Here is a 26,590-nt window from a genome sequence, read left to right on the forward strand (position 1 = left end):
ACTCCGGGGAAACAGGATTTCGCTTGCGAACTTCATCGAGCAGCCTTGCGTGCGATCATCTTCTCGCGAAAGCGCGCTGCCCAGCCTTGCTTCGAGGTCTGCGGCGGGCGGACCAGCGCCAGCGCATCGGCCTCCACGTCCTGCGTCACCACCGACCCGGCCGCGACGATCGCGCCTGCGCCGATCGTGACCGGCGCGACCAGCGCGGAATTCGAGCCGATGAACGCGCCTTCGCCGACGACCGTGCGATACTTGAAATAGCCGTCGTAATTGCAGGTGATCGTGCCCGCGCCGATGTTCGCGCCTGCACCGATGTCCGCATCGCCGATATAGGTGAGGTGGCTGACCTTCGCGCCCTCGCCGATGATCGCCTTCTTGATCTCGACGAAATTGCCGACCTTGGCGTCCGCCTTCAAGTCCGCGCCGGGGCGGAGGCGCGCGAAAGGCCCTACGTTGGCGCCCTTGCCGACCGAGGCGCCCTCGATGTGGCTGAACGCATGGATCGTCGCGCCGTCTTCGATCCGTGCGCCGGGGCCGAACACGACGTTAGGCTCGATCACGACGTCGCGGCCGATCTGAGTGTCGTGTGAGAACCAGACGGTGTCGGGCGCGATCAACGTCGCGCCGTCCGCCATCGCTTGAGCGCGCCGCGTCGCCTGCCAGGCGCCCTCGACACCGGCGAGTTCACCGCGGCTGTTGACGCCGGCGACTTCGTCCGCGCCAGTCTCGATGACAGCGGACGAGCGGCCGGCGGCACCTGCCAGCCCGACGATATCGGTGAGGTAATATTCGCCTGCGGCATTGTCGTTGCCGAGCCGGTCGAGCAACGCGAACAGGTCGGCCGAGCGCACCGCCATCAGCCCGGAGTTGCACAGCGTCACCGCGCGCTCCGTCTCCGACGCATCCTTATACTCGACGATCCGGTCCATCCGGCCCGCGGCATCGGCGATCACGCGACCATAGGCGCCGGGATCCGCGGGGCGAAAGCCGAGCACGATGACGGCGGGCGTGTCGTCGCCGTGCAACCGGCCGATCATCCGCTGCATCGTCGCCGCGGTAACGAGCGGAACGTCGCCGTAGAGGATCAGGACGTCGCCCTCGAATCCCGCCAGTGCGTCGCGAGCCTGTGCGACCGCATGGCCTGTGCCGAGCTGCTCCGCCTGAAGTGCAGTAGAAATACCGAGCGGTGCGACCGCCGCCTCGACCTGCTCGCGCCCTGCGCCGGTCACCACGACGGTCTGTGCCGGCTGCAGCGCGGCCGCGCTTGCGACCAGATGCAACAGCATCGGCCGCCCGGCGATCGGGTGGAGGACCTTGTGCAGGTCCGATCTCATCCGCGTGCCCTTGCCAGCGGCAAGAATAACGACCGCAATCGGGTGTGCGGGGGAAGGCGCCGAAAACGGTTGGTCGTTGGAATGCGTCATCATGGAAGGATCGCTGCCACGAAAGCCTTGCCAATTCCATAGCGCCGCTGGCAGGCGTAGCTGCAATGACGTATTTTTCTTTCGATATCGTCGGGTTCGACCTCGACGGTACGCTTCTCGATACCAGCGGCGACCTGGCCGCCGCGGTCAACCACGCGCTGATTACGGCCGGTCGCCCGGCATTGAGTGTCGAGCAGGTCAAGCCGATGATCGGCGGCGGCGCGCGGCATATGCTGAAACAGGGCCTGACCGCGACCGGTGGCTATGACGAGGCGATGCTCGACACGCTGCATGCCAAGCTGCTCGCCTATTACGAGGCGAACATCTGCGTGCTGACCAAGCCGTACCCGGGTGTCATCGAGGCGCTCGATGCGCTGGCGGCGAACGGCGTGACGCTGGGGATCGTCACCAACAAGATCGAGCGCTTCGCGCGGACCGTGCTCGACCAGCTCGGCCTGACCGATCGGTTCGCGTGCATCCTCGGCGGCGATACGCTCGCCGAGTCGAAGCCATCGCCGATGCCCATCCTTGAAATGGTCCGACTTTGTCGGGACAGCGGGGGCGGCGGAGGACGCGCCGCGTTCGTCGGCGATTCGATCTTCGATATCCAGGCGGGACAGGCGGCGGGGCTGCCGACGATCGCGTGCAGCTTCGGCTTCCTGATGCAGCCGGTCGCGGACCTCGGCGCCGACGCGGTGATCGACGGCTATGCCGAGCTGCTGCCGACGCTCGAAAGGCTCGGCGCATGAACCGGCCGCTGTTTCTCCGCATCGCGCTGGTTTTGGCGATCGTATTCGCGGTGACGATGGCGTTGCTGCCCAAGCCGCCGCACATGCCGATCGACCAGTTCGGCGACAAGTTCGAGCACATGCTCGCGTTCGCGACGATGTCGTTGCTGGCGGCGTTCGCGTATCCGACCGCCAAGCTGTCGCGGATCGGCGAGCGATTCTCATTTCTGGGCGCGCTGATCGAGGTGCTGCAGTCGATTCCGTCGCTGCACCGCGATTGCGACATCCACGACTGGATCGCGGATACGCTGGCGATCACGGTCGTGTTGCTGATCGTCTGGTCGGTGCGGCGCCAGCGTGGCGCGCGGTTACCGTAGGTCTGGCGCCCTAACCCTTGCGGAACTTGGTCCAGAGATGCCGTGCGAGCATTGCCGGCGGCATCCGCAACCAGTGCGAGCGGATGTAGAAGGCGAGCCGCGTGACCGGTCGCGTCGGCCTGCCCCAGCCGTCGCGAGCGGTAAGCCGACGGACGTAGAGGCGATCGATACCGCGCGCGTTGCCGGCGCCGAACAGCGCATCGACCAGCCGTAGCGACCGCGCCACCTGTTCTTCCAGGCCGTGCCGACGCGCATCCGCATCGAGTCCATCGGTCCCGAACTCTTCGACGAGACACCGGATGTCCCACAGGTTGCGCAAGCCGCCCGCCAGATCGCCGTCCGCGAGCAGATGCGCCGCGGCATGGACGATCATCCCGTTCGGCGACAGCGTGCGCAGCCCGTTCTCCAGCGCCACGCTGCCCGCGATCAGCGCCGGCGCATCTGGCGTGACCCGCGCGGTGAGCGGCAGGATCGTGTGGTGCACGTCGATCATCCGGTCGCGCTCGCGGTGGATCAGCGGCGGGAGTTCGTGCATCCAGCGCCGATAATAGACGTCGTCATACGGATCGGGCTTCACCCATTCCCAGCCCGCCGCGAGCAACGCCGCCTCGACCGTATCGAGCGACGCGCGCGGCACCAGGATATCGAGATCGCCGATCGACCGCCCCTGCCCCGCGGACAGTCCCGCCGCGACGAACGCGGTTCCCTTTAACAGCACGACCGGGCAGTCGACCGCGGCGAGCGCCCGCCGCGCCATCTCCCCCTCCCAGAGCGCGACGCGGCGGCCCTGCTCGGTGGAGGCGCGCGCATCCGCCAGGATCGTCTTCACCGCGCCCGGCATCGGCAGGCCGTCGAGGCGGATGGCCAGCGTCCCGATCAACTGCTCCGCGCGCGCGATCGCCAGCAATGCGGCCCAGCCATCCGCATCGAGCCCGACGACGCTGGCCGGATCGGCGAGCGCGCGCGCGAGCATGCGGGCATTGGTCACAGTGCGGCCCACAGCGCCTCGACCTGCTCGATCGCGCTCGCCCCGTCGGGATAGTCGACCGCTACTGAGGGAACCCCCGCGATCAGGCCGGTCAGCGCACGGAACCCGGCCTCGCCCAGTGCAACATAATTGGTCGATGCCTGCGTCATCCGCACGAACGCCTCGGCCGGCGGCACCGGTCGCGTCTCCGCCTCGAACCCGTAGCGAGGGAATACCAGCAACGCCGGGCGCGCTGGAACATCCATCGCCGCGATCGCGCCTGCATCCGGAACCATATGGCGGATGTCGCCCTTTGGCGTCGCCGGCATCAGCGGCCCCATCCGCGCGTCGGGCCATGCCGCCTCGGCCGCGGCGATCGCTTCGTTCTTCAGGCTTATGAGACGCGGAAACGCGTGGACCAGCCCGGTCGCCGGATCGAGCAGCGCGAACTCGTCGCCCATGAACCGCCAGCCCTTCGCCGCAAGCAGCGTTGCCAGCGTCGACTTCCCCGCCCCCGAAATCCCCGTCATCAACAGCGCGCGCCCGTCGCGCTCGACCGCCGATGCGTGGAGCAGCAGATACCGCCGCGCGCCGAGCGCCATCTGCAGGTTCATCGCCATCTCGGCCGCGAGCAGACCCTGCCGCAATGGCAACGGCGCCGCTTCGGGCAGCATGTAGTCGCCGCCGATCTCGACCGAGGGGCGGATGAGCCGCCGCCAGGGTCGGCGTGCAAAAAGGCGCACGGTGAAGTCCGGTACGCCGTCGTTCGGTCTGGGGTAGTCGCGGTACAGCGTCTCGAGTTGCGCGATCGGAGACCGCCAGTCGGAACCGATGCGGAACCCGATCGGGCCGATGCGCACGGCAAACGCGTGCCTCACGCCGCCTCGACCAGTCCGGCTTCGACCAGTTCGTCGAGCCGCGCCGCCAGCGCCTCGCGCGTCCCTTCGGTCAGGTCATAGTCCTGCCCTAGCCGATCGAGCAGCGCATCGAGCGATAGTCCGCCCTCACCCAGCACGGCCAGGATCTGCGGCGCGGGTTCGGTCAGCAGATGCGTGATCCCCGACGCGCGATGATAGACCGCGGTGAACTCGTCGAGCGGCGCGATCAGCAATCCGTCGATCGGCGGCGCTCGATAGACCGCGTCGTCCACGGTCTCAGGCGCGCGGCATCTGCAACGACGCGAAGCAGGTAAAGCCGCCCTGGCCGCGCTGCAACCGGCGGATATAATTCACGTACGCACGGCTACGCTCGGAATCGGTCCCGGGCAGGCTCCTGCCGGTCGCCATCGATCGCTTGACCTCTTCGCCCTTGAACGGGCGCGACGACGACGGAAACGCGCCCTTGGTGCGCGCCGGAACGACCCTGCCGTTCGCATCGATATAGCTGCCGGCGCGGCCCGGATCGGGCACCGGGATCTCGCAATTCAGTACCGAACCCGCGGTCTGCGCGAGCGCGGGCCGGATCGACACGACCGCACCCGCCGTCACCGCGCCGAGCGCCAGGACGCGCCGACGCGTCGGCACGCCGTCCTCGCGGTGCTCCGGGATCATGGCCGGATCCTGCTCTGGTCGCGTATCGTCGCTCATGATGCCCCTGTTATTCCCAAGCCCTTTCACAATCCTGAAGCGCTGACAATATAGCCGCACCGATCGTACCGAACTAGGACGGGTGCGCGCCCCGTCCGCGCGCCTTGGAGATCACCATGCTTTCCGGATTTGGCCTGCGTACCTTCTGGGCGATCGTCGTCGTCATCGTCGCGTCGATCGCGGTGTTCGTTATCACGCGCGACATCCAGGGTGCGATCGTCGCGGTGGTCGGCGGCGTCGCCGCCGCGCTGGTGGCCGCCGGGACCGGCGACGAGACGCCCGCCCCGGACGACACCCTGTCCGCCGTGCCCTCGGTGATGGACGAAGTACTCGACGCGATCGTCGCGCCGGTGATGCTGGTCCAGGACGGGCGGGTCACGCTGGCCAACAGCGCGGCGCGGACGCTACTGGGCGCGCACATTCTCGGCGAGGATGCGCGCGTCGCGATCCGCCACCCCGCCGCCGCCGAGCGACTCGGCACTCCCGGGCCGATCGACGGTGAGCGGCCGATCGAGCTGGTCGGGCTCGGGACGCGCGATCAGCGTTGGGAAATGCGATTGGGCGAGGCGTCGGACGGCCAGCGAATCGTCCACCTCGTCGACCAGACCGGCAACTACGCCGCGGAACGGATGCGGATCGATTTCGTCGCCAATGCGAGCCACGAACTGCGCACGCCCTTGGCGTCGATCCTGGGCTTTATCGAGACGCTCCGTGACGAAGCCGGCGAGGATGCCGAGGTTCGCGCGCGGTTCCTGAAGGTGATGGACGACGAGGCGCGGCGGATGCAGCGACTGGTCGAGGATCTGATCTCGCTGAGCCGGATCGAGGCGGAGAAGTTCCGCCTGCCCGATCAGGCGGTCAACCTCGCGCAATTGGTCACCGACGTCTGTGCGGAAGTGGCCGACGCCGCTGGGGATCGCGGGCTTGATCTCGTCGCGACGATCGATCCCCGTCTCGCGCCGGTGTCGGGCGACAAGGCGCAATTGTCGCAGATGCTCCACAATCTGATCGGAAATGCGATGAAATACGGCCGTGCGGGAACGCCGGTCTCGATCGATCTGAAGCGCGACGATCTGAGCATGATCCGCCTGTCGATCCGCGACGAAGGCGACGGGATCGCGGCCGTACATATCCCGCGGCTGACCGAGCGCTTTTATCGCGCGGACGCTGGGCGCAGCCGGTCGCTGGGCGGCACGGGGCTAGGTCTGGCAATCGTCAAGCACATCGTCGAGCGCCATCGCGGGCGGCTCGATATCGCCAGTCAGGTCGGTGTCGGGACGGTCGTTTCGGTCATCCTGCCCCCGAGTGGCGGCGCGGCCAAAGGCGCTGTCATAAAAGGGTAACCCAACTGTCACACAGGATCGTCTTAAGTACCGCTAAGGCCGGTGCATGACGGGAATTCTGGTGCAGCGGTTCGTTCTACTTGGGGTGTTGGGTGCTCTGGCCGCGTGCGTCGATCAGGCGAACGGCGGCGGTGCGGGCTCGCGTGACCAGATCACCGCTGTCGGGTCCTCCACCGTCTATCCGTTCACGACGATGATCGCCGAGCAGCTCGTTGCCAACGATCCCGATGCGAAGGCGCCGGTGATCGAATCGACCGGGACCGGGGCGGGGATGAAGCTGTTCTGCGCAGGCGTCGGCGCGGCGCATCCCGATATCGAGGACGCGTCGCGGCGGATGAAGGCGAGCGAATACGCGACGTGCGCGAAAAACGGCGTGCGCGACGTGATCGAGATCCAGGTCGGGATCGACGGCATCGCCTTTGCCGAGGCGAAGAACGGCCCGAAGATGCAACTGACGCCAACCGATCTCTACAAGGCGCTCGCCGCCAATCCGGGGGGCAAAGTGAATACCGCTCGGGTGTGGCGCGACGTCAATCCTGCGCTGCCCGCGGTGCCGATCCAGGTTTACGGGCCACCGGCGACGAGTGGCACGCGCGATGCGCTGGCCGAGCTGATCCTGACCAAGGGGTGCGAGGCGAGCGATCCTTCGGCCAAGGCGCTCGCGAAGTCGGATGCCGAGGCGCACAAGGCGCTGTGCACGCGGGTGCGCGAGGACGGCGTGTATGTCGATGCGGGCGAGAACGACAATCTGATCGTCCAGAAATTGCAGTCGAACCCGAATGCGATCGGCGTGTTCGGGTACAGCTATCTCGAAGAGAACAAGGACGACGTGAACGGGGTGTCGATCTCGGGCGTCGCGCCGACTTACGCGACGATCGCGGACAATGCGTATCCGGGGTCTCGGCCGCTCTATATCTATGTGAAGAAGGCGCATCTGACCGCGATTCCGGGACTGCGGAACTTGTTGAAGCTGTATGCGGCCAACTGGGTTGTGACGGGGCCGTTGGTGAAGCGGGGGTTGATTGCTTCGCCGGCGGCGATCCAGGCTCGATCGGCGGCGATCATCGCGAACGAGACCGTGCTGGATCCGGCGGTGTTGTCGTGATGTTTGTTTCGTCCAACCGCACGCCCCTCCTAGTTCCCTCGCGAACGCGGGGGCCCAGGAGCCAAGCGTGCCATCGGAACTTAGCCGGGCCCCCGCGTCCGCGGGGGAACCGAATGGTAGTGGCGCTCGCCCCACATCATAGGACAACTACCCCGGCGAAGGCCGGGGCCCAGTTGGGCGCCGTTGCGTTGGTGAGCACAGCCCGTCGTTACTGCGACCTCCCCAATTGGGCCCCGGCCTCCGCCGGGGTGGTTGCTCTGGGAGGACACGCCTGATGTCCCCCATCGCCCTCCTCTTCCTCGTCCTAGGGCTAGGCCTCATCGGCTGGCTCACCGCACGAGTCCGCGCCACCCGCTTCCGCGCCGGCAGCACCGTGCGGTTCAGTTCGCTGCCGTCGCACCACGGCTGGTACGTCGCGTTGTGGACCGCGATCCCCCCGCTCGTCTTCCTCGTCGTCTGGTCGATGACCGCGCCGGCGCTCGTCACCGATGCGGTGCTTGCGACCCCGGCAGCGATCCAACTCCCCCCGCCAGGCTTCGACCGCGCATCGATCCTGTCCGAAGCGCGCAGCCTCGCCGAGGGCCGCAGCTTCGGTGCGTTCCACGGCCTCGCCCGCACGCTCGCCCCCTCCTACGCCGCGGCGCAATCGCGCTACGACTGGATCGCGACCGCCGCCGCGCTGCTGCTCGCCTTTGCCGGCGGCGCGTTCGCCTTTACGCGCGTGAAGCCCGGGTTCGGCGCGCGGACGCAGGTCGAGCGGGTCGTGATGCTGATGCTGCTCGGCGCGTCGTTGATCGCGATCCTGACCACGGTCGGCATCGTCGCGTCGCTGCTGTACGAATCCGCGCGGTTCTTTTCCGTGGTGCCGATCACCGATTTCCTGTTCGGCACGCACTGGAGCCCGCAGGTCATCGACGGCCGCGATCCGGGCGCGTCGCTCGGCGCGGTGCCGTTGTTCTGGGGGACGTTCTTCATCGGCGCGGTGATCGCGATGATCGTCGCGATCCCGTTCGGACTGATGAGCGCGATCTACCTGACGCAATACGCCGCGCCGAACACGCGCAAGTGGATGAAGCCGATCCTCGAGGTGCTCGCGGGCGTGCCGACCGTCGTCTATGGCTATTTCGCCGCGCTGACCGTCGCGCCTGCGGTGCGTGACCTTGCCGTGTCGGTCGGGATCAGCTGGGCGTCGTCGGAAAGCGCCCTCGCTGCCGGCCTCGTGATGGGCATCATGATCATCCCGTTCGTGTCGTCGATGGCGGATGACTCCATCGCCGCGGTCCCGTCGTCGATGCGCGATGGCAGCCTCGCGATGGGCGCGACCTCGTCCGAGACGATCCGCCGCGTGCTGCTCCCGGCCGCCCTACCCGGCGTCGTCGGCGGCGTGCTGCTCGCCGTGTCGCGCGCGATCGGCGAGACGATGATCGTCGTGATGGCCGCCAGCGGTGTTGCGACGCTGACGCTCAACCCGTTCGCCAGCACCACCACCGTCACCAAGCAGATCGTCGACCTGCTGACCGGCGAGGCCGAGTTCGACAGCCCCAAGACGCTCGCCGCGTTCGCGCTAGGGCTGACGCTGTTCGTGGTCACGCTCCTTCTCAACATCGTCGCGCTGCGCGTCGTCAAACGGTACCGCGAAGCCTATGAGTGACACGCTCGTGCCCCAGATTCCGGTTACCAATGCTGAGCCGGTCCGCCGCGTGCCGACCGACTGGACGACGCAGGCGATGCAGTCGCGAATCCGCCGTCGCTATGCATCCGAGCGCCGCTTCCGCTTCGCCGGGCTCGCCGCGGTGTGGCTGTCGGCGGCGTTCCTCGCCTATCTGCTGATCACGATGGTGATGCAGGGCGCGAGCGGGTTCGTCGAGACGCGCGTGTCGCTCCCGATCGATCTCGCCGCCGCCAAACTGCCGATCGAGCCCGCCCGCCTCGTCGGTCGCGGCGCCGATCTCGCGCTAGCCGGCGCAGGGCTGGAAGGCACCGTCGACCTCGCCGCCACGAAGGCGTTCGGCAAGGACGGCACCGACCTTCTCTCCGACGGCGCCTGGGTGGTGGTCCGCGATGCGATCAAGGCCGACCCGTCGCTGCTCCAGCGCAAGACCGTGTTCGAGGTCCCCGTCTCCAGCCCGATTGACGTCGCCGCCAAGGGCAACGGCACGCGTGATGCAGAAGCGGTCGTCGCGCGGCTGAAGGCGAGCGGCGCGCTGACCCGAGGGTTCAACGCCGGCTTCCTCACCTCGGCGGACTCCACCGATGCCACCCGAGTCGGCATCTGGGGGGCGTTCAAGGGGTCGCTACTGACGATGATCGTCACGCTGTTGCTGGCGTTCCCGATCGGCGTGCTGTCGGCGCTGTATCTCGAGGAATATGCGCCGAAGAACCGCTGGACCGACCTGATCGAAGTGTCGATCAACAACCTCGCGGCAGTGCCCTCGATCATCTTCGGTTTGCTCGGCTTGGCCGTGTTCCTCGGCACGTTCGGCATGCCGCGCTCAGCGCCGATCGTCGGCGGCCTGACGCTCGCGCTGATGACGATGCCAGTGATCGTCATCGCCGGGCGCAACGCGATCAAGGCCGTGCCGCCGTCGATCCGCGACGCCGCGCTCGGCATCGGCGCGTCGCCGGTGCAGGTCGTCTTCCACCACGTCCTGCCGCTCGCGCTGCCCGGTATCCTCACCGGCACGATCATCGGCATGGCACGCGCGCTAGGCGAGACCGCGCCGTTGCTGATGATCGGCATGCGCGCGTTCATTGCAGCCCCGCCTTCCGGGCTAAGCGATCCCGCAACCGTGCTGCCCGTCCAGATCTTCCTCTGGTCCGATCAGGTCAGCCGCGGCTTCGTCGAGAAGACCTCCGCGGCGATCATCGTCCTGCTCGTGTTCCTGCTCGCGATGAACGGCGTCGCGATCTACCTCCGCAACCGATTCGAGACCCGCTGGTGATGCCAAAACCTTTCAAGCCTCCCGTCCTCAAGATGACGGCGCGCAACGTCTCCGTCGCCTATGGCAGCAAGATCGCGATCAACGACGTCTCGATCGACGTCGACCAGGACGAGGTCGTCGCGTTCATCGGTCCGTCGGGCTGTGGCAAGTCGACCTTTCTGCGCACGCTCAACCGCATGAACGATACCGTCGCGAGCGCGCGCGTGACCGGCGAGATCAAGCTCGACGGCCAGGATATATATTCGCCCGACATGGACGTGGTGCAGCTCCGCGCGCGCGTCGGCATGGTGTTCCAGAAGCCCAACCCGTTCCCGAAATCTATCTACGAGAACGTCGCCTATGGCCCGCGCATTCACGGGCTGGCGGGCGCGAAGGCTGACCTCGACCGGATCGTCGAGAAGTCGCTGCGCCGTGCGGGCCTGTGGGACGAGGTCAAGGATCGCCTCTCGGACAGCGGCACCGCCTTGTCGGGCGGCCAGCAGCAGCGCCTGTGCATCGCGCGCGCGATCGCGGTCGATCCCGAGGTCATCCTGATGGACGAACCCTGTTCGGCACTCGATCCGATCGCGACCGCGAAGATCGAGGAGCTGATCCACGAACTGCGCGGGCGCTATGCGATGGTGATCGTCACGCACAACATGCAGCAGGCGGCGCGCGTCAGCCAGAAGACCGCGTTCTTCCACCTCGGCACGCTGGTCGAATACGGCAACACCTCGGACATCTTCACCAATCCCCGCGAAGAGCGGACCAAGGATTACATCACCGGCCGTTACGGCTGAGTCGGGAAACGACCATGAACACGCATACGGTCAAGGCCTTCGACAACGACATCGGCGAGCTCCGCGGGTTGATTTCGCAGATGGGGGGGCTCGCCGAGGACGCGATCGACAAGGCGATGCAGGCGCTGCAACGCAACGACCTCGCGCTCGCGGAGCAGGTGCGCTTAGCCGACAAGCAGATCGACGTCATCGAGGCGGAGGTCGAGCGACTCGCGGTGCGGATCATCGCCTTGCGTGCGCCGATGGCGGTCGACCTGCGCGAAGTCGTCGCCGCGCTGAAGATCGCGGGCGTCGTCGAGCGGATCGGCGACTACGCCAAGAACATCGCCAAGCGCGTGCCGATGATCGAGAGCGAGCACCGGATCGAGCCGATCTCGATCCTGCCCGCGATGGGTCGGATGGCGAGCGAGATGGTTCACGACGTGCTCGACGCGTTTGCCGCGCGCGACCCCGAGGAAGCCGTCCGCGTCGTCGAATGCGACAATGCGCTAGACGATTTCTACGACAGCATATTTCGCACGCTCGTCACCTACATGGTCGAGAACCCCAGGACGATCGGCCAGGTCGCGCATCTGCTGTTCGTCGCCAAGAACCTTGAGCGGATCGGCGATCACGCGACCAACGTCGCCGAGATGGTCTATTTCGCCGCGACCGGCACGCAGATGGTCGATCGCGAACGCGGCATAAAGAAGGAGCAGGCATAATGGCGCGCGCAAAGATGCTGTTGGTCGAGGACGACGCCGCCCTCGCCGAATTGCTGGTCTGGCATTTCAAGCGCGAGGATTTCGAGATCGCGCATACCCCCGATGGCGAGGAAGCCTTGTTGCTCGCCAAGGAGAAGGTGCCCGACATCGTCCTGCTCGACTGGATGGTCGAGGGGCTGTCGGGGATCGAGGTGTGTCGTCGCCTGCGTCGCGCGCCCGAGACGCAGAACGTGCCCATCATCATGCTGACCGCACGCGGTGAGGAGGAAGATCGCGTCCGTGGCCTCGAAACCGGTGCCGACGATTACGTGACGAAACCGTTCTCGCCACGCGAACTCGTCGCGCGGGTCGGGGCCGTGCTCCGCCGCGTCCGCCCTGCCCTCGCCGGTGAAGCGCTCAGCTATGCCGACATCGAGATGGACACGGTCGGCCACAAGGTCCGTCGCTCGGGCGAAGTCGTGTCGCTCGGACCGACCGAGTTCCGGCTGCTCAAGCATTTCCTCGAGCATCCGGGCTGGGTGTTCTCGCGCGAACGGCTCCTCGATGCGGTGTGGGGCCACGATTCGGATATCGAGAGCCGCACGGTCGACGTGCACATCCGGCGACTGCGGAAAGCGATCAACGTCGGCGAGCGTCCGGATATCATCCGCACCGTTCGTTCGGCAGGCTATTCGCTCGACACGGGCGGCTGAACCGCTGTCCCGATATGGGTCTAGCGGCGGGCCGAATGGAATCGGTTGCGAAACGAAGGACCCAAGCGCGACTTAGTGCGTTCAACCGTCGCGCTACCAAAATGGTGCACCCATTTAGGAGATTCGTATGAAGTCCATTCTTCTCGCCGCCGCCGCTCTTCTCGCGACGCCCGTGATCGCCCAGACGGCTCCGGCCGATCCCGCAGCGCAGACGGCACCCGCCGATCCCGCCGCGCAGGCCGCACCCGCCGACCAGGCGGCGCCGGCACCTGCCGATCCGGCAGCGGCCGCACCTGCCGATGCCGCCGCACCTCCGGCCGCGCCGATGGCGCCTCCCGCACCACCAGCAGGTGCAGGCAAAATCGTCTTCGGTCAGCCGACCGTGACGCCGCCGACGCCCGCACCAGCCGACTATCCGGTCTGCTCGAAGACGGTCAAGGACGGCTGCCGCAACCGCGGCGGCAAGTAATTCTCTCGCGCAGGCGGCAGTGATGCTGCCGCTTGCGCAGACAGCTTTACGTTCTAGGAAAGGCGCTCCAACTATAAGAGGGGGCGCCTTTTCCATGTCTATCAGCTTTGAAAATCAGGTCGCGATCGTCACCGGCGCAGGCGGCGGCCTAGGTCGCGAATACGCGCTCGAACTCGCCCGTCGTGGTGCGAAGGTCGTCGTAAACGATCTCGGTGCGTCACGCGACGGTACCGGCCATTCCGACGCCGCGCTGAAGGTCGTCGAGGAAATCGAGGCGGCGGGCGGCGAGGCGATGTCGAACGGCGGCAGCGTCACTGACTACGAGCAGATGGTCGAGATGGTCGCGCGCGCCTCGGAGAAATGGGGCGGCGTCCACATCCTCATCAACAACGCCGGCGTCCTGCGCGATAAGAGCTTCGCCAAGATGGAGCCCGCCGACTTCAAGTTCGTCGTCGACGTCCACCTCAACGGCTCGGCCAACGCCACCAAGGCGGTGTGGGACACGATGCGCAGCCAGAACTACGGCCGCATCCTGATGACCGCGTCGTCGACCGGTCTCTTCGGCAATTTTGGGCAGGCCAACTACGGCGCCGCCAAGCTAGGTCTTGCCGGCCTTACCAAGACTCTCGCGATCGAGGGCGCGAAGAACAACATCAGGGTCAACACGATCGCGCCGACCGCGGGCACGCGCATGACTCAGGACATCTTCCCCGAGGAAGCGTTCAAGGCCTTCTCGCCGGACAAGGTCGCGCCCGCCGCGGTGTTCCTCGTGTCGGAGGATGCGCCCACCAACATGATCGTCGGCGCCGGCGCGGGCGTGTTCCAGGCTGCGTATGTTACGCTGACGCAAGGCAAACTGCTGACCGGCGACGATCTATCGGTCGAAGGAGTTGCCGCGCATTGGGACGCGATCATCGACCGTGCCGGGGAAATCGTTCCCCAGTCGGGGTCGGAACAGTCGATGAGCATCCTGGCCAAACTACAGGGTCGTTAGAATTCCTGCACCCGTGCATCGCCGTCGGCCGCGGACAATACGGCATGTGCGGGGAGAGGCCTTATTCCCCTCGAGTCATTTGGCGTAAGGGTCGTTCAACGCCGCCAGCCAGCCGGCGGAGGGTGGGGCAACGACGTGCCCTGCCACCCGTCGCGCCCTGGCAAGTGCGAGATCGATCGGCTCGTGGAACCGCAAGCCGGCAAGGCCCGCCCTCACCCACATCACATCGGCGACCATATGCTCGACCCTGCCGATCACCAGCACGACCACGTCGCCAACGGCCATTTTGACGGGTTGCACGATGCACATCCCCATCTCGGAGATGTTGGTCACCCGGTGAGCGGTGCTACCCGCTCGGCCGGCCTGAAAAACATCCGCACTCAACATGACGCTGGTCCGCGTCGCCCGTCCAAGGAATGTCGAAGGTTGCATCGCTCACGTCTGCAGGAGTTCGGGAGATGATCCGAAGCCTTCCAGCTCAAGACCGAACCAGGACACCCTGCCCAACAAGACGTCCCGGACCGACATACGACGACCGTTACGTGTCGCCGTTCCGCAGCGGCGCGACCGCATCCTTGCCGAAGCGCATGATCAGTTCGCCGATCTCGCGCGCCTGGCTCATGCTGCGCTGGCTCTGCTCGCGCAGATAGTCCCCCTGGATCTTCATGACCTGCTGAAGGTCCTTTGCGCTTGCGGCTTCGCGCATCGCGGTGAATGCTTCGCGCGCGTTCTGCTCGGCCTGATCGATCATCGTCTTGCCAATCGTCGCGCCGCCCTCCGCGATCTTCTCGCCCGATTGCTTCATGGCCTCGCCGGCACGCTTGGCGGGCTCGGCGACCTTCTCGGAAAAGCTGGCCCGCGCGGTGTCGGCGCCTTCGCGAATCCGGTCGGCGGTCGCTTTGGCATAGTCCGCACCCTGATCGATCGCGCTTTTGACTTCGTCGGCCATGATCTCGTTCCTTTCGATTCCACCGGTCACGGCTCTTTCAACCGGCGCGCGCCGCAATGGTTGCACAAACGAAACACCGATCGCCAGTATGATCTTGCGGTAACTGGACCTTTTGACGTGTCGGCCCTATATACCGACCGGTATGAATAGGCTTTGCACGCTCACCGCCCCCAAGGGCCGCCCCCGCGAGTTCGATCTCGATCAGGCTTTGGCGGGGGCGTTGCGCGTGTTCTGGCGCAACGGCTACGAAGGCGCGTCGATGGCGGAACTGACCGCCGAGATGGGGATCACCAAGCCCAGTCTCTACGCCGCGTTCGGCAACAAGGAGGCGCTGTTCCACAAGGCGCTCGACCTCTACGAGCGCGAGAAGCTGGCCTATATGACGTCCGCGCTCGACGCGCCGACCGCACGTGCCGTAGCGGAAAACCTGCTGCGCGGCGCCCTACAGATGCAGATGAGCACCTGTGACCCCAAGGGGTGCCTGAGCGTCATCAGTAGCGTCGCGTGCAGTGCGGAAGCCGAGCCCATCAAGGCCGAGGTCGCCAAGCGTCGCGCGTCGTCCGAAGCCGCGCTTATGAAGCGGTTCGACGAAGCCAAGGCGGCAGGCGAATTTCCCGAAGGTCTCGAGTCGCACGCGCTAATGCGCTACCTCTTCGCGATCATGCAGGGGCTGTCGATTCAGGCCGGCTCGGGCGCTAGCTGCACCGAACTTCAGCAGCTCGTCGAGACCAGCATGCTGATGTGGCCAACCCAATAGACACGGTTTCTGCCGCGCCGCGCAAAAAAATACCGGCCGGTACAAAAGTCTTGTTGACTAGATGAACGCCAGGTTTATATACCGACTGGTATCGAAGCTCTCTCCTACTTCGGATGGGGCAACCGGGGACACCCACCCATGACCACGGTTAAAACCTAGGCTTCGGCCGAACTTTCGAAAATTCCAAGCGGGCAAGCGCGGCACGGTGATGTGCCGGCAACGACCGCGCACGCCCTGCGACCAGCTGACGTCGGTGGACCGTCCACCGACGAAGGCCAGCGCTTGCCCAAGATCAAAAGGGGGACAATCCCATGGCTTATCTCGACCTCGACAACATGTTCGCTTCGCCCGTCACCAGCCGCACGCAGACAGTCCCCGCCCCTGCCCCGACCGGCTTTTCCGCGCTGGAATGGAGCGTCATCGCGCTCGCCAAGCGCGACACGTTGCGCAGCCTGTCCGGCCCGAGCCGCATGTCGCGCGCGATGGGCAGCTTGTTCGGGCTGAGCACCGCATCGCGGCTCGCCGACCCCCGGCTCGAGGCGCTGCGGCGGATGGCCGTGTACGCCTGGCGCCGCGGCTTCGCGCTGCCGATGGCCGAGATCCAGGGCTTCCTCGCCGCCGGTTTTGCCGAGGCTCAGATCGAAACGCTCGTCGAGAGCGTGACCGGCATGCGCGTCGGCCTCCAGCAGAAGCGGAGCATCGCAGCGTGAACCAACTTACCACGATCACGGCCGCGAACGACGCCGACATCGTCGCGTCGCCGCCCGCGGACCGTCACCGACGACCGGCATGGCAGCGCGGCGCGATGGTGCTCGTGCCGATCGCGCTGCTCGGTGCGGTCGGCGTGAAGATGTTCGACCATCCCGACGCAGCGATGGCGGCACCCCCGCCTGCTTCCGTCACGGTCGCGTCGCCGCTCGTCCGGCAGGTCAGCGAGTGGGACGATTATGTCGGCCGCTTCGCACCGAGCCGCACCGTCGAGATCCGCCCGCGCGTGGCGGGCGAAGTCACCGGCATCCACTTCCGCGACGGCGAGATCGTCAGCAAGGGGCAATTGCTCTTCACGATCGACTCCCGCCCGTTCGCCGCGGCTCTGGCCGAGGCTCACGCCAACGTCGCGAGCGCCCGCAGCGCTCTGTCGCTCGCCCGCACCGATCTTGGTCGCGCCCAGCGACTGGTGGCCGACGAAGCGGTCTCCGCAGGCGAAGTCGATGCCCTGCGCGGCCGGCTCGAAGCAGCCCAGGCCGCGCTTGCCGCAGCCCAGGCACGCGAACGCGCCCGCGCCTTGGACGTCGGCTTCACCCAGGTTCGCGCACCGATCGGCGGTCGCATATCCGATCGCCGCGTCGATGCGGGCAACCAGGTCGCGGGCGGCGAAGGCACCGGCGGCACGGTGCTGACGACAATCAACGCGCTCGACCCGATCTACTTCACGTTCGACGGCTCCGAGGCGCTGTACCTCAAGACGCAACGCGCACGTCAGCCCGGCGCGACGCCGGCGGCGGTCGAGATCCAGTTGCAGGACGAGACCGAGCATCGCTGGAAGGGCAAGCTCGACTTCACCGACAACGGCCTCGACCAGCGATCGGGCACGATCCGCGGCCGTGCAGTCCTCGCCAACCCGGGGTATTTCCTGACGCCGGGGATGTTCGGCAACATGCGCCTCGCGAGTGCTGGTACGCGGCAGGCTCTGCTGGTGCCGGACGATGCGGTGCAGACCGATCAGGCGCGGAAGGTCTTGCTGACGATCGATGCGAAGAACGTCGTGAGCCAGAAGCCGGTCGAACTCGGCCCGGTGGTCGATGGCCTGCGGATCGTGCGCTCGGGGATCGGGCCGAACGACCGGATCATCATCCAGGGTACGCAGATGGCGATGCCGGGTGCGACCGTCGCGCCAAAGACTGGCCGGATCGTCGTGGCCTCGGGGACCACTGCGCCAGCCTCCGTCCAACCCATATCGGGTGAAGCTACCCTCGCGAAATAGCTATCCACCCCGGCGAAGGCCGGGGCCCAATTGGGTTAGCGTTTCGACTAAATCACTGCGGTTCGCCCAATTGGGCCCCGGCCTCCGCCGGGGTGGTGTTGGGGCGTGTCCGTCGCTCTTCTTTCGAGGACACAAACCATGCGCTTCTCGCGCTTCTTCATCACCCGGCCGATCTTCGCGGGCGTGATCGCGGTGATCATCACGATCGTCGGCGCGATCGCCTACATGACGCTGCCGGTGTCGCAATATCCCGACATCGTCCCCCCAACCGTCACCGTCAGCGCGACCTATCCCGGCGCCTCCGCCGAGACGGTCGCGGAAACCGTCGCCGCGCCGATCGAGCAGGAGATCAACGGCGTCGACAACATGCTGTACCAGTCGTCGCAATCGACCGGTGACGGCAAGGTCACGATCACCGTCACCTTCAAGATCGGCACCAACCTCGACGCCGCGCAGGTGCTCGTCCAGAACCGTGTCGCGGTCGCCGTCCCGCGCCTGCCCGAGGACGTCCAGCGTCTCGGCGTGGTGACGCGCAAGACGTCGCCCGACTTCCTGATGGTGGTGAACCTCGTCTCGCCCGACAACTCGCTCGATCGCGGCTATATCTCCAACTACGCGCTGACGCAGGTCCGCGATCGCCTCAGCCGCATCGATGGCGTCGGCGACGTGCAGCTGTTCGGCGCACGCGATTATTCGATGCGCGTCTGGATCGATCCCGGCCGCGCCGCCGCGCTAGACCTCACCGCCGGCGAGATCGTCGCGGCGTTGCGTGCACAGAACGTCCAGGTCGCCGCCGGCACGCTCGGCCAGCCGCCCTATGACAAGGGCAACAGCGCGTTCCAGCTCAACGTCGAGACACAGGGTCGCCTGACCGATCCCAAGCAGTTCGCCGACGTAGTGATCCGCACCGACGCGCAAGGCCGTCAGGTCCGCGTTTCGGACGTCGCGCGCGTCGAGCTCGGCGCACAGGATTACGGCGCCAACACCTATCTCAGCGGCAAGCCCACGGTCATCGCCGCGGTCTTCCAGCGTCCCGGGTCGAACGCGCTTGGCGCGGCACAGGCCGTCACCGCCGAGATGGAGAGCATGTCGAAGCGCTTCCCCAAGGGCCTCGAATACAAGGTCATCTACAACCCGACCGAGTTCATCGCGCAATCGATCGACGCGGTGAAGCACACGCTCTTCGAGGCAATGGTTCTCGTCGTACTGGTGATCCTCGTCTTCCTGCAGAAGTGGCGCGCGGCGATCATCCCGATCGTGGCGATCCCGGTCTCGCTGATCGGTACCTTCGCGGTGCTCGCCGCCGCCGGGTACAGCCTCAACAATTTGTCGCTGTTCGGCCTCGTCCTCGCGATCGGCATCGTCGTCGATGACGCGATCGTCGTGGTCGAGAATGTCGAGCGCAACCTCGAGCACGGGCTCTCCCCACTCGAAGCGGCGCGCACGTCGATGGACGAAGTGTCGGGCGCACTCGTGGCGATCGTGCTCGTGCTGTGCGCGGTGTTCATCCCGACCGTGTTCCTCACCGGGCTGTCGGGTGCGTTCTACCGCCAGTTCGCGGTGACGATCTCGACCGCGACGATCATCTCGCTGCTCATCTCGCTGACACTGTCGCCAGCACTCGCCGCAATGCTCCTCAAGCCGACTGCCCCCGCCGACTCCGGCAACCGCCTGACCCGTACGGTGCGGCGTGCCGGCGATGCCTTCAACCGCGGGTTCGAGCGGATGAGCGAGAGCTATGCCCGCCTCACCGCGCGCCTAGTCACCGCGCCGCGCCGGATGATGATCGCCTATGCCGCGCTGATCGCGGTCACGGTCGGCGTGTTCACGATCACGCCGTCGGGCTTCGTCCCCGCGCAGGACCAGGGCTACTTCCTGACCGTCATCCAGCTTCCGCCCGGCTCGTCGGTCGAGCGCACCGACGCCGTCATGCAGAAGGTCGCGAAACGCATCCTGCCGCTCGCCGGCGTCAAGGGCGCGGTCATGCTCGCGGGCTTCGACGGCCCCTCGCAGACGCTCGCCCCCAACTCGGCCGCCGCCTACATCCCGCTGAAAAGCTTCGAGGAGCGCAAGAAGCTCGGCGTCACGCTCGCCAGCATCATGGCGGAATCGCAGAAGGCGACCGGCGACATCACCGAAGCGCGTCTGCTGATCGTCCCGCCACCGCTGATCCAGGGCATCGGCTCGGCCGGCGGCTATCGCCTGATGGTGCAGGACCAGGGCGGCCACGGTTACGCCGACCTCGGCAAGACGAGTTACGCGCTGATCGGCCAGGCGAACCAGACCAAGGGTCTCGCCCAGATCTACACGTTCTTCGATACCGCCACCCCGCGCATCTTCGCCGACGTCGACCGCGCCAAGGCCAACCTCTTGGGCGTCCCCCCGGAGCGCGTGTTCGAGGCGTTGCAGGTCTATCTCGGCTCGGCGTTCGTCAACGACTTCAACCTGTTGGGCCGCACCTACCGAGTCACAGCCCAAGCCGACGCACCGTTCCGCAACACCACCGCGGACATCGCCAACCTCAAGACGCGCTCCAACTCGGGCCAGATGGTCCCGGTCGGCTCGGTCTCGACGTTCAGGGACAAGACCGGCCCGTACCGCGTGGTCCGCTACAACCTCTTCCCCGCGGTCGAGGTCGATGGGGATACCGCCAAGGGCTATTCGTCCGGCCAGTCGCTGGTCGCGATGGAGAAGCTCGCCGATGCGTCGCTCCCGGCAGGCTACGCGCATGAATGGACCGGCATCGCCTACCAGCAAAAGGCCGCCGGCAGCACCGCCGCGCTCGTCTTCGGCATGGCGGTGGTGTTCGTCTTCCTCGTGCTCGCCGCCCAGTACGAGAGCCTGACGTTGCCGCTCGCGATCATCCTGATCGTGCCGATGTGCCTGTTGGCCGCGATGACCGGCGTGAACCTGCGAGGTATGGACAACAACGTCCTCACGCAGATCGGCCTGGTCGTGCTGATTGCGCTCGCCGCGAAGAACGCGATCCTGGTCGTGGAGTTCGCCAAACAGGCCGAGGAACAGGACGGCCTCACCCCCGTCGAGGCGGCGGTACGCGCGGCCAAGGACCGGTTGCGGCCGATCCTGATGACGAGCTTCGCCTTCATCCTCGGCGCGGTGCCGCTGGTGATCGCGACCGGTGCCGGTGCGGAACTCCGCCAGGCGCTCGGGACCGCGGTGTTCTTCGGGATGATCGGCGTGACCGGGTTCGGCCTGCTCTTCACCCCCACCTTCTATGTCGTCGCACGGGCGCTGGCGCTGCGGTTCGAACGCCGCAAGCCAACCGCTGCCGCCCCGACGCTCCAGCCAGCCGAATAGGACCAGCATCATGAAGTCCGCCCTCCTTGCGAGCCTCTCGGCGCTGACGCTCGCCGCCTGCGCCGCCGGCCCCGACTATGTCGCGCCGATCACCCCACCCAAGGCGGCGGCATCGTTCGTCACCGCGAATGCCGCCACCGTCACGACTGCGCCGGATAACGACTGGTGGCGGATGTACCGCGACCCGGTCCTCGACGGCCTCGTCGCGGATGCATTGGCGGCGAACACCGATCTCCGCGTCGCCGTCGCGCGGCTCGACAGCGCCCGGGCGTCCCTGCGCGGCGCCAAGACCGACCGCGAGCCACAAGTGAACGCCGGCGCGAGCGGCAATTACGCCCGCACCTCGCAACTCCAGAACCTCCCCGGTCTCGACCGCGAGCGCGCCACCTACGACGTAGGTCTCGACGTCAGCTACGAGGTCGATCTCGCCGGCCGGGTCCGCCGCAACGTCGAAGCCGCCCGCGGCGACGTCGGCGCGGCGCAGTCCGATGCGGACGCCGTCCGGGTCTCGATCGTCGCGGCAACAACCCGCGCCTATGTCGACGCAGCCTCATCCGCCGAACGCCTCGCGGTCGCGCGGCGCATCGTCGACCTGCTCGACAAGTCGAACACGCTGACCGGCAAGCGCGTCGACGCCGGTCGCGCAGCCCGCCTCGACCAAGTCCGGATCGCAGCCTTGCGCGATCAGCGCGCCGCCAACATCCCGCAGATCGAAGCCGAGCGCCAAGCCGCGCTCTTCCGCCTCGCCACGCTCACCGGCCGCACCCCGCAGGACCTGCCCGCAACCGCCGGCGCCCGCGTGACTACGCCGCGCCTCGACCAGCCGATCCCGATCGGCGACGGTGCCGCGTTGCTAGCCCGCCGCCCCGACGTCCACGCCGCCGAACGCAGGCTCGCTGCCGCCACCGCACGGATCGGCGTCCAGACCTCCCAGCTCTATCCGCAGATCTCGCTTGGCGGTTCGATCGGCTCGACCGCACTCAGCGTCGGCGACATCTTCACCGGCGGCCCGATCCGCTGGCTGCTCGGCCCGCTGCTGAACTGGTCGCTCAACCAGTCGGCGGCGCGCGCGCGGATCGCCGGCGCCGAGGCGGACTCGCGTGGCGCACTCGCCAATTTCGACGGCAGCGTCCTCACCGCACTCGAGGAAACCGAGACCGCGCTGTCGAACTACGCCCGCGAACTCGATCGTCGCACGCAGCTACAGTCCGCGCACGACAACGCCGCCACCGCCGCCCGCATCACCCGTGCCCGTCAACGCGAAGGCCAGATCGACTTCCTCGATGTCCTCGACGCCGAGCGGACTTTGGCGGATACGGACACGGACCTTGCGGCAGCCGACGCGCGGATCGCCGGGGCGCAGGTCGACCTGTTCCGCGCGCTGGGCGGCGGCTGGCAGGCACCGGCCCCGCGCCCCGTCTGATGCGCGTCGCACCGTGCCGCATTAAACCGGCGCGTTAACACTCTATAAAGCAACCGACAGCAAACCCGCGGTCGAAGCGGAGACATTATGACCGACGATCACGCGGCGACGCGCACGCAGGCATGGCAGGCGCAGGTTGCCTATCATCGCAGCCGTGCGGAGCAGGAACAGCGGCTGGCTAGCCGGTCGCGTACGGATGCCGGACGTGCGGCGCATCAGGCGCTCAGCGAGCGTCATCTGCAACTGGCGGCGTCCGCCGAGCTGGTAACGGATATGCCCGACCCGGAAATGCCGCGCAGCACGTCGCTGCACGATACCGGCAGGCTTATTCGCGAGAGTTACAGCGAGGCGGGCTAGGCGCCTCGGACGATGGCGGCGGCGATAGTGGTGGTGCGGCCCTCAAGCGATGTCGTCGATAGCGTCGATGTCGATCTTGCCGAGATTGATGCCGTCGTACAGCGCGAGCAGCGCGGTGACTTCCTCGACGACGGTTTCCTGTTCGGCGCGCCAGCGTGCGGTCGCGTCGTTCTGCGGCACGCCGTCCATCCCGTCGTGCAGCGTGAACCCCTGATCGATCAGCCAGATCGCATCCGACGCACGCGATCGCTGCCGTCGCAGGTGATACACCCATTGCTCGATGATCCCCGAAGGAACCAGTCTGTCCAGATCGCCCATCGGCTGGCGGTAGGACAACGCTATCAGCAATACCAGCCTGCCACGACACGGAATATCGCGCATTTCGGGGCGTTAACCGTCTTGGGACATTGGCCGGAAACATCGCGGGTGCAGCAGGGCGGCAATGGATCTTCTCCCGCATCCCTCGATCATCGAACGCCGCATGGACGACCAATCCGTCCTCGCCCGCCGCGCACCGAACACGCTGATCGCAGAGATGCACCGCGATCTTGCGAGGCTGTACCGCGAGCAGCTGGTTGCTCTGCTGACGATCTGATCCGCGCGGGCCGCGCGACGATCCGAAGCGACCCCACGGCAAAACCGCGATAGACGCTCGCCATGACCTTCGCTGAAGCTCGGCCCGAACCCTCTTCCACTGCCGCCTCCATATCGGGGCAGCTGTGGATCGGAACCTATGCGGGCGGCGGCGGCGCGGGCCTCTATCCGCTTTCGATCGAAGCCGATCGCCTCGTGATCGGTGCCGCGGATGCCGTAGCGCGCAACGCATCGTTCGGCGTCTATTCGTCGCGGTTCGATGCGCAGTATCTCGTCGACGAGCAGGACGACGGCGCGCTCGGGGTCTATCGCCGAGCATCCGACGGATGGAGCATGCTGGCCTCGTCGAGCAGCGGCGGCGCAGCACCGTGCCACGTCGCGCTCGACCGGACGCAATCCTGTATCGCCATCGCCAATTACGGCAGCGGCACCACGGCGCTGTACCGTCTCGACGCAGCAGGGCTACCGATCCTCCCGGCCGATATCCATAAAGCTGTCGGACACGGCCCGGATCGCGAACGCCAGACTTCGCCGCACGCGCATTGGGTCGGCTTCGGTCTCGACAACCGGTGTCTGTATGTCGCCGATCTCGGCGCGGACGTCGTGCGCGCGTTCGCCGTCGACGTTGAGCTGGGAAGGCTCGGACCACCGCACATCGCCTTAGTCGCGCCGCCCGGGTCAGGGCCGCGGCACATGCTGTTCACCGCTGCGCATCCGGGAACCGCGTATCTGATCTGCGAGCTGTCGAGCACGCTGATGATCCTCGATGTCGACGGAGCAGATCTGCACAATCGCACGACACTGTCGACGCTGCCCGCAGGCTGGCAGGGCGCGAACATCGTTGCGCATATCGACACGAATGCCGCGGGCGATCGCCTCTACGTGTCCAACCGCGGCCATGACAGCATCGCGGTCTTCGCGCTCGATCCGAACGGCGACGCATCACTCATCCAGCATGTCGCGAGCGGCGGCGCCTCACCGCGGTTCTTCACGATGATCGACGAGGGCCGGCGGATGGTCGTCGCGCACGAACGCGATCACCGCGTCACGATCCTCGACGTGCGGCCGGACGGGACCCTCGCCCCGACCGACCTCGCCGTCACCGTTCCCGGCGCGGCGTTCGCCTTTATCAGCTGACGCCTTTGTTAGCTGACGCTGGCGATCAGCATCGTCAGTTCGTTGCGGACCGGATCGATCCCGACCGCTGGCGTAGGCTTCGCGATCCGGCGCTTGCCGGGATAGGAAGCCTGCACCGCGTCGCACAGGTCGCGGACCGAGACGCGGACGCAGGCGCCCTCGTCGCAGACCAGTCGCGGCTTGCTCACGGTCGTCAGGCACACGCGCTCGCCGGCCAAAGCCGGTGCGCCGGTAAACAGCAGGCACGCAACAGCGAGCCGCGAAGCGGTTGATTTCATCGTCATTTGGTCTGGCCCCCCACAGGCGTTTCAGAAGTCGTGACTGTCTTATAGAACACACTCGTTTCGATTGTGTTTCGATCATGCTTAATATCGGTCGTCAGTCCGCCGCGATCGGCCCTTCCTGCGGGGTCGGACGGCGCGTGAACCAGACGATCGCGATCAGCGCCACGCACAGCCATGCCGAAACGCGGAAGATGTCGGTGGACGCCAGCAGATACGCCTGCCCGACCATCTGCCGGGTGATCGCCCCCGCCGCCTGGACATCGGTCAGCCCCATCCGCGTGAGTGCACCCCGCGCCAGCTGATAGGGCGATCCCGACCCGACCGCTTCGGACAAGTGCGCCTGGTGCAGCGTCTCGCGGCGGTCCCATGCGGTCGTGATCAGCGACGCGGCGAAGCTGCCCGCGGTAATCCGCGCGAAGTTCGAGATGCCGGTCGCCGACGGCAGCCGCTCGGCCGGGATCCGGTCGAACGAGATCGTCAGCATCGCGAGGAAGAACGTGCTCATCGCGATCCCCTGCACTAGCATCGGCAGCATCAGATCGTAGAAGCTCGCATAGGTCGTGTAGCCCGAGCGCAGGTAATAGGAATAGCCGAACGACGCGAACGCGACCGTCGCCAGGATGCGCGCGTCGATCTTGCCGCTGAGCCGCGCGACGAACGGCGTCAGGATCACCGCGACCGCCCCCGACGGTGCCGCCACCAGCCCCGCCCAGGTCGCGGTATAGCCGAGCTGCGTCTGCAACCAGAGCGGCAGCAGCAGCGTGTTGGCGAAGAATACCGCATAACCGAGGCAGAACGCGATCGTCCCGATCGCGAAATTGCGGCTCTTGAACAGCGTCAGGTTCACCGCCGGATTGGCGTCGGTCAGCTCCCAGATCAGCCAGCCGACGAACCCGATCGCGGCGACGAGCGCGGCGATCACGATGCGCTCAGAGGCGAACCAGTCGTCGTTCTTGCCGAGATCGAGCACGATCTGCAACGCGCCGACCCATACCACCAATATGATCAGCCCGACCTGGTCGATCGGCAGTTTCCGCGTCGGCGTGTCGCGTTTGCCGAGCTTGTTCCAGCAGACGAACGCGCAGAACATCCCGAACGGCACGTTGATCAGGAAAATCCAGCTCCAGTGATAATTGTCGGAGATATAGCCACCGAGGATCGGCCCCATGATCGGCGCGACCAGCGTCGTCATCGACCAGATGCCGAGCGCGGTGGATCGCTTGTGCGCGGGGAAGATCGCGATCAGCAGCGCCTGGCTACCGGGGATCATCGGCCCGGACACCGCGCCCTGAAGGATGCGGAAGCCGATCAGCGACGGCAGGTCCCATGCGATCCCGCACAGGAACGACGCGATCGTGAACAGGAACACCGAGACGCAGAACGTCCGCACCACGCCGAACCGGCCCATCAGCCACCCGGTCAGCGGCACCGCGACGCCGTTGGCGACCGCAAACGCGGTGACGATCCAGGTCGAATTGTCGCTGCTGACGCCGAGGTTGCCGGCGATCGTCGGCAGCGACACGTTGGCGATCGTGGTGTCGAGCACCTGCATGAACGTGCCGAGCGCGAGCGCGAACGCGGTGAGGGCGAGCGAACCACCGACTAGAGGGGCGGGACCGGGTCCGGAGGGGGCGGCCATCAGGTAGCGCTCCGGTGAGCAGAATACATCCCAACTAG

At 66.7% G+C, this 26,590-nt stretch carries 29 protein-coding genes; 19 read left to right on the plus strand and 10 right to left on the minus strand.

Annotated features, from left to right (window positions below):
* Positions 1-32 precede the first annotated feature (32 nt).
* Entirely contained in the window at positions 33-1,424 is a 1,392-nt protein-coding gene (gene glmU / locus ASG20_RS09620; RefSeq protein ID WP_056052959.1) for a bifunctional UDP-N-acetylglucosamine diphosphorylase/glucosamine-1-phosphate N-acetyltransferase GlmU, read from the minus strand.
* A gap of 65 nt (positions 1,425-1,489) precedes the next feature.
* Here glmU and ASG20_RS09625 point away from each other — a divergent pair, with 65 nt between their 5' ends.
* A complete protein-coding gene (locus ASG20_RS09625) occupies positions 1,490-2,173 on the plus strand; it encodes an HAD family hydrolase (protein WP_056051444.1) in 684 nt (227 codons plus the stop codon).
* Positions 2,170-2,529, plus strand: a complete 360-nt coding sequence (locus ASG20_RS09630) for a hypothetical protein (RefSeq protein ID WP_056051447.1) — start codon at positions 2,170-2,172, stop codon at positions 2,527-2,529. Before ASG20_RS09625 ends, ASG20_RS09630 begins: the two co-directional genes overlap by 4 nt.
* A gap of 10 nt (positions 2,530-2,539) precedes the next feature.
* On the opposite strand, the gene ASG20_RS09635 is transcribed toward ASG20_RS09630, so the two are convergent.
* From ASG20_RS09635 to ASG20_RS09650, 4 genes are read right to left on the minus strand one after another with little or no spacing between them, the layout of a single operon-like run.
* Positions 2,540-3,502 (minus strand): nucleotidyltransferase domain-containing protein, encoded by a 963-nt coding sequence (locus ASG20_RS09635; RefSeq protein ID WP_056052962.1) that lies wholly within the window; start codon positions 3,500-3,502, stop codon positions 2,540-2,542.
* Between the two features lie 11 nt (positions 3,503-3,513).
* On the minus strand, positions 3,514-4,374 hold the full coding sequence (locus ASG20_RS09640) for an HprK-related kinase A (protein ID WP_056051449.1): 861 nt from the start codon (positions 4,372-4,374) through the stop codon (positions 3,514-3,516).
* Positions 4,371-4,646 (minus strand): HPr-rel-A system PqqD family peptide chaperone, encoded by a 276-nt coding sequence (locus tag ASG20_RS09645; protein WP_056051452.1) that lies wholly within the window; start codon positions 4,644-4,646, stop codon positions 4,371-4,373. Before ASG20_RS09645 ends, ASG20_RS09640 begins: the two co-directional genes overlap by 4 nt.
* Positions 4,647-4,650: 4 nt before the next feature.
* Positions 4,651-5,046 (minus strand): hypothetical protein, encoded by a 396-nt coding sequence (locus ASG20_RS09650; RefSeq protein ID WP_183129021.1) that lies wholly within the window; start codon positions 5,044-5,046, stop codon positions 4,651-4,653.
* A gap of 152 nt (positions 5,047-5,198) precedes the next feature.
* Here ASG20_RS09650 and ASG20_RS09655 point away from each other — a divergent pair, with 152 nt between their 5' ends.
* From ASG20_RS09655 to ASG20_RS09695, 9 genes are all read left to right on the plus strand, one after another.
* Positions 5,199-6,425, plus strand: coding sequence for an ATP-binding protein (locus ASG20_RS09655; protein ID WP_056052966.1), 1,227 nt, complete (start codon positions 5,199-5,201; stop codon positions 6,423-6,425).
* A gap of 46 nt (positions 6,426-6,471) precedes the next feature.
* Entirely contained in the window at positions 6,472-7,530 is a 1,059-nt protein-coding gene (locus ASG20_RS09660; RefSeq protein ID WP_056051455.1) for a substrate-binding domain-containing protein, read from the plus strand.
* 274 nt (positions 7,531-7,804) lie between these two features.
* Complete coding sequence (gene pstC, locus ASG20_RS09665) at positions 7,805-9,181, plus strand: phosphate ABC transporter permease subunit PstC (RefSeq protein WP_056051458.1); 1,377 nt, start codon at positions 7,805-7,807, stop codon at positions 9,179-9,181.
* Positions 9,174-10,472, plus strand: a complete 1,299-nt coding sequence (gene pstA, locus ASG20_RS09670; protein ID WP_056051460.1) for a phosphate ABC transporter permease PstA — start codon at positions 9,174-9,176, stop codon at positions 10,470-10,472. The genes pstC and pstA overlap by 8 nt, the downstream gene beginning before the upstream one ends.
* On the plus strand, positions 10,472-11,251 hold the full coding sequence (gene pstB / locus ASG20_RS09675; RefSeq protein WP_056051462.1) for a phosphate ABC transporter ATP-binding protein PstB: 780 nt from the start codon (positions 10,472-10,474) through the stop codon (positions 11,249-11,251). The genes pstA and pstB overlap by 1 nt, the downstream gene beginning before the upstream one ends.
* A 14-nt stretch (positions 11,252-11,265) precedes the next feature.
* On the plus strand, positions 11,266-11,955 hold the full coding sequence (phoU, locus tag ASG20_RS09680; protein WP_056051464.1) for a phosphate signaling complex protein PhoU: 690 nt from the start codon (positions 11,266-11,268) through the stop codon (positions 11,953-11,955).
* On the plus strand, positions 11,955-12,647 hold the full coding sequence (gene phoB / locus ASG20_RS09685) for a phosphate regulon transcriptional regulator PhoB (RefSeq protein ID WP_055873047.1): 693 nt from the start codon (positions 11,955-11,957) through the stop codon (positions 12,645-12,647). Before phoU ends, phoB begins: the two co-directional genes overlap by 1 nt.
* A 127-nt stretch (positions 12,648-12,774) precedes the next feature.
* Entirely contained in the window at positions 12,775-13,116 is a 342-nt protein-coding gene (locus ASG20_RS09690; protein ID WP_056051466.1) for a hypothetical protein, read from the plus strand.
* 94 nt (positions 13,117-13,210) lie between these two features.
* Positions 13,211-14,110, plus strand: coding sequence for an SDR family NAD(P)-dependent oxidoreductase (locus ASG20_RS09695; RefSeq protein WP_056051468.1), 900 nt, complete (start codon positions 13,211-13,213; stop codon positions 14,108-14,110).
* Positions 14,111-14,185: 75 nt separating this feature from the next.
* On the opposite strand, the gene ASG20_RS09700 is transcribed toward ASG20_RS09695, so the two are convergent.
* Both ASG20_RS09700 and ASG20_RS09705 read right to left on the minus strand, forming a co-directional pair.
* The gene (locus tag ASG20_RS09700) at positions 14,186-14,542 is read right to left on the minus strand and encodes a PilZ domain-containing protein (protein WP_056051469.1); all 357 of its coding nucleotides are present in this window, start codon (positions 14,540-14,542) and stop codon (positions 14,186-14,188) included.
* Positions 14,543-14,648: 106 nt separating this feature from the next.
* Complete coding sequence (locus ASG20_RS09705; RefSeq protein WP_056051472.1) at positions 14,649-15,059, minus strand: phasin family protein; 411 nt, start codon at positions 15,057-15,059, stop codon at positions 14,649-14,651.
* A 142-nt stretch (positions 15,060-15,201) separates the two neighbouring features.
* Between ASG20_RS09705 and ASG20_RS09710 the strand changes: the two genes are divergently transcribed.
* The 6 genes from ASG20_RS09710 (at position 15,202) to ASG20_RS09735 (ending at position 22,898) form a co-directional block, all read left to right on the plus strand.
* Positions 15,202-15,816: a TetR/AcrR family transcriptional regulator gene (locus ASG20_RS09710; RefSeq protein WP_056051474.1), complete on the plus strand. Its 615-nt coding sequence runs from the start codon at positions 15,202-15,204 to the stop codon at positions 15,814-15,816.
* 311 nt (positions 15,817-16,127) lie between these two features.
* Positions 16,128-16,526: a hypothetical protein gene (locus tag ASG20_RS09715; RefSeq protein ID WP_056051476.1), complete on the plus strand. Its 399-nt coding sequence runs from the start codon at positions 16,128-16,130 to the stop codon at positions 16,524-16,526.
* The gene (locus tag ASG20_RS09720) at positions 16,523-17,800 is read left to right on the plus strand and encodes an efflux RND transporter periplasmic adaptor subunit (protein WP_056051478.1); all 1,278 of its coding nucleotides are present in this window, start codon (positions 16,523-16,525) and stop codon (positions 17,798-17,800) included. Before ASG20_RS09715 ends, ASG20_RS09720 begins: the two co-directional genes overlap by 4 nt.
* 138 nt (positions 17,801-17,938) lie before the next feature.
* Positions 17,939-21,118 carry an efflux RND transporter permease subunit gene (locus ASG20_RS09725; protein WP_056051480.1) on the plus strand — a complete coding sequence of 1,060 codons (3,180 nt, stop codon included), beginning with the start codon at positions 17,939-17,941 and terminating at the stop codon, positions 21,116-21,118.
* A gap of 10 nt (positions 21,119-21,128) precedes the next feature.
* The gene (locus tag ASG20_RS09730) at positions 21,129-22,541 is read left to right on the plus strand and encodes an efflux transporter outer membrane subunit (protein ID WP_156364200.1); all 1,413 of its coding nucleotides are present in this window, start codon (positions 21,129-21,131) and stop codon (positions 22,539-22,541) included.
* 87 nt (positions 22,542-22,628) lie between these two features.
* Positions 22,629-22,898 carry a hypothetical protein gene (locus ASG20_RS09735; RefSeq protein WP_056051483.1) on the plus strand — a complete coding sequence of 90 codons (270 nt, stop codon included), beginning with the start codon at positions 22,629-22,631 and terminating at the stop codon, positions 22,896-22,898.
* Between the two features lie 42 nt (positions 22,899-22,940).
* Here ASG20_RS09735 and ASG20_RS09740 read toward each other — a convergent pair whose 3' ends face one another.
* Positions 22,941-23,279, minus strand: coding sequence for a hypothetical protein (locus ASG20_RS09740; protein ID WP_231420252.1), 339 nt, complete (start codon positions 23,277-23,279; stop codon positions 22,941-22,943).
* A 61-nt stretch (positions 23,280-23,340) separates the two neighbouring features.
* Between ASG20_RS09740 and ASG20_RS19665 the strand changes: the two genes are divergently transcribed.
* Both ASG20_RS19665 and ASG20_RS09745 read left to right on the plus strand, forming a co-directional pair.
* Positions 23,341-23,493 (plus strand): hypothetical protein, encoded by a 153-nt coding sequence (locus ASG20_RS19665; RefSeq protein ID WP_168371620.1) that lies wholly within the window; start codon positions 23,341-23,343, stop codon positions 23,491-23,493.
* A 62-nt stretch (positions 23,494-23,555) separates the two neighbouring features.
* Positions 23,556-24,629 carry a lactonase family protein gene (locus tag ASG20_RS09745; RefSeq protein WP_082470876.1) on the plus strand — a complete coding sequence of 358 codons (1,074 nt, stop codon included), beginning with the start codon at positions 23,556-23,558 and terminating at the stop codon, positions 24,627-24,629.
* A gap of 8 nt (positions 24,630-24,637) precedes the next feature.
* Here the strand turns inward: ASG20_RS09745 and ASG20_RS09750 are convergent, their stop codons facing one another.
* Entirely contained in the window at positions 24,638-24,913 is a 276-nt protein-coding gene (locus tag ASG20_RS09750; RefSeq protein ID WP_056051485.1) for a hypothetical protein, read from the minus strand.
* 94 nt (positions 24,914-25,007) lie between these two features.
* The gene (locus ASG20_RS09755) at positions 25,008-26,552 is read right to left on the minus strand and encodes a DHA2 family efflux MFS transporter permease subunit (RefSeq protein WP_056051487.1); all 1,545 of its coding nucleotides are present in this window, start codon (positions 26,550-26,552) and stop codon (positions 25,008-25,010) included.
* Between the last annotated feature and the right edge of the window lie 38 nt (positions 26,553-26,590).

The sequence above is a fragment of the Sphingomonas sp. Leaf198 genome (assembly GCF_001424005.1).
GTDB lineage: Bacteria > Pseudomonadota > Alphaproteobacteria > Sphingomonadales > Sphingomonadaceae > Sphingomonas.

Bases quoted from the DNA above. Each gene is read 5' to 3' on its own strand.
- ASG20_RS09730 (WP_156364200.1), top strand. From the start codon at position 21,129: ATGAAGTCCGCCCTCCTTGCGAGCCTCTCGGCGCTGACGCTCGCCGCC.
- phoU (WP_056051464.1), top strand. From the start codon at position 11,266: ATGAACACGCATACGGTCAAGGCCTTCGACAACGACATCGGCGAGCTC.
- ASG20_RS09745 (WP_082470876.1), top strand. From the start codon at position 23,556: ATGACCTTCGCTGAAGCTCGGCCCGAACCCTCTTCCACTGCCGCCTCC.
- ASG20_RS09715 (WP_056051476.1), top strand. From the start codon at position 16,128: ATGGCTTATCTCGACCTCGACAACATGTTCGCTTCGCCCGTCACCAGC.
- ASG20_RS19665 (WP_168371620.1), top strand. From the start codon at position 23,341: ATGGATCTTCTCCCGCATCCCTCGATCATCGAACGCCGCATGGACGAC.
- phoB (WP_055873047.1), top strand. From the start codon at position 11,955: ATGGCGCGCGCAAAGATGCTGTTGGTCGAGGACGACGCCGCCCTCGCC.
- ASG20_RS09660 (WP_056051455.1), top strand. From the start codon at position 6,472: ATGACGGGAATTCTGGTGCAGCGGTTCGTTCTACTTGGGGTGTTGGGT.
- ASG20_RS09710 (WP_056051474.1), top strand. From the start codon at position 15,202: ATGAATAGGCTTTGCACGCTCACCGCCCCCAAGGGCCGCCCCCGCGAG.
- pstA (WP_056051460.1), top strand. From the start codon at position 9,174: ATGAGTGACACGCTCGTGCCCCAGATTCCGGTTACCAATGCTGAGCCG.
- ASG20_RS09705 (WP_056051472.1), bottom strand. From the start codon at position 15,059: ATGGCCGACGAAGTCAAAAGCGCGATCGATCAGGGTGCGGACTATGCC.
- pstB (WP_056051462.1), top strand. From the start codon at position 10,472: ATGCCAAAACCTTTCAAGCCTCCCGTCCTCAAGATGACGGCGCGCAAC.
- ASG20_RS09625 (WP_056051444.1), top strand. From the start codon at position 1,490: ATGACGTATTTTTCTTTCGATATCGTCGGGTTCGACCTCGACGGTACG.
- ASG20_RS09725 (WP_056051480.1), top strand. From the start codon at position 17,939: ATGCGCTTCTCGCGCTTCTTCATCACCCGGCCGATCTTCGCGGGCGTG.
- ASG20_RS09740 (WP_231420252.1), bottom strand. From the start codon at position 23,279: ATGCGCGATATTCCGTGTCGTGGCAGGCTGGTATTGCTGATAGCGTTG.
- pstC (WP_056051458.1), top strand. From the start codon at position 7,805: ATGTCCCCCATCGCCCTCCTCTTCCTCGTCCTAGGGCTAGGCCTCATC.
- ASG20_RS09695 (WP_056051468.1), top strand. From the start codon at position 13,211: ATGTCTATCAGCTTTGAAAATCAGGTCGCGATCGTCACCGGCGCAGGC.
- ASG20_RS09755 (WP_056051487.1), bottom strand. From the start codon at position 26,552: ATGGCCGCCCCCTCCGGACCCGGTCCCGCCCCTCTAGTCGGTGGTTCG.
- ASG20_RS09735 (WP_056051483.1), top strand. From the start codon at position 22,629: ATGACCGACGATCACGCGGCGACGCGCACGCAGGCATGGCAGGCGCAG.
- ASG20_RS09650 (WP_183129021.1), bottom strand. From the start codon at position 5,046: ATGATCCCGGAGCACCGCGAGGACGGCGTGCCGACGCGTCGGCGCGTC.
- ASG20_RS09630 (WP_056051447.1), top strand. From the start codon at position 2,170: ATGAACCGGCCGCTGTTTCTCCGCATCGCGCTGGTTTTGGCGATCGTA.
- glmU (WP_056052959.1), bottom strand. From the start codon at position 1,424: ATGACGCATTCCAACGACCAACCGTTTTCGGCGCCTTCCCCCGCACAC.
- ASG20_RS09750 (WP_056051485.1), bottom strand. From the start codon at position 24,913: ATGACGATGAAATCAACCGCTTCGCGGCTCGCTGTTGCGTGCCTGCTG.
- ASG20_RS09655 (WP_056052966.1), top strand. From the start codon at position 5,199: ATGCTTTCCGGATTTGGCCTGCGTACCTTCTGGGCGATCGTCGTCGTC.
- ASG20_RS09690 (WP_056051466.1), top strand. From the start codon at position 12,775: ATGAAGTCCATTCTTCTCGCCGCCGCCGCTCTTCTCGCGACGCCCGTG.
- ASG20_RS09700 (WP_056051469.1), bottom strand. From the start codon at position 14,542: ATGCAACCTTCGACATTCCTTGGACGGGCGACGCGGACCAGCGTCATG.
- ASG20_RS09635 (WP_056052962.1), bottom strand. From the start codon at position 3,502: ATGCTCGCGCGCGCGCTCGCCGATCCGGCCAGCGTCGTCGGGCTCGAT.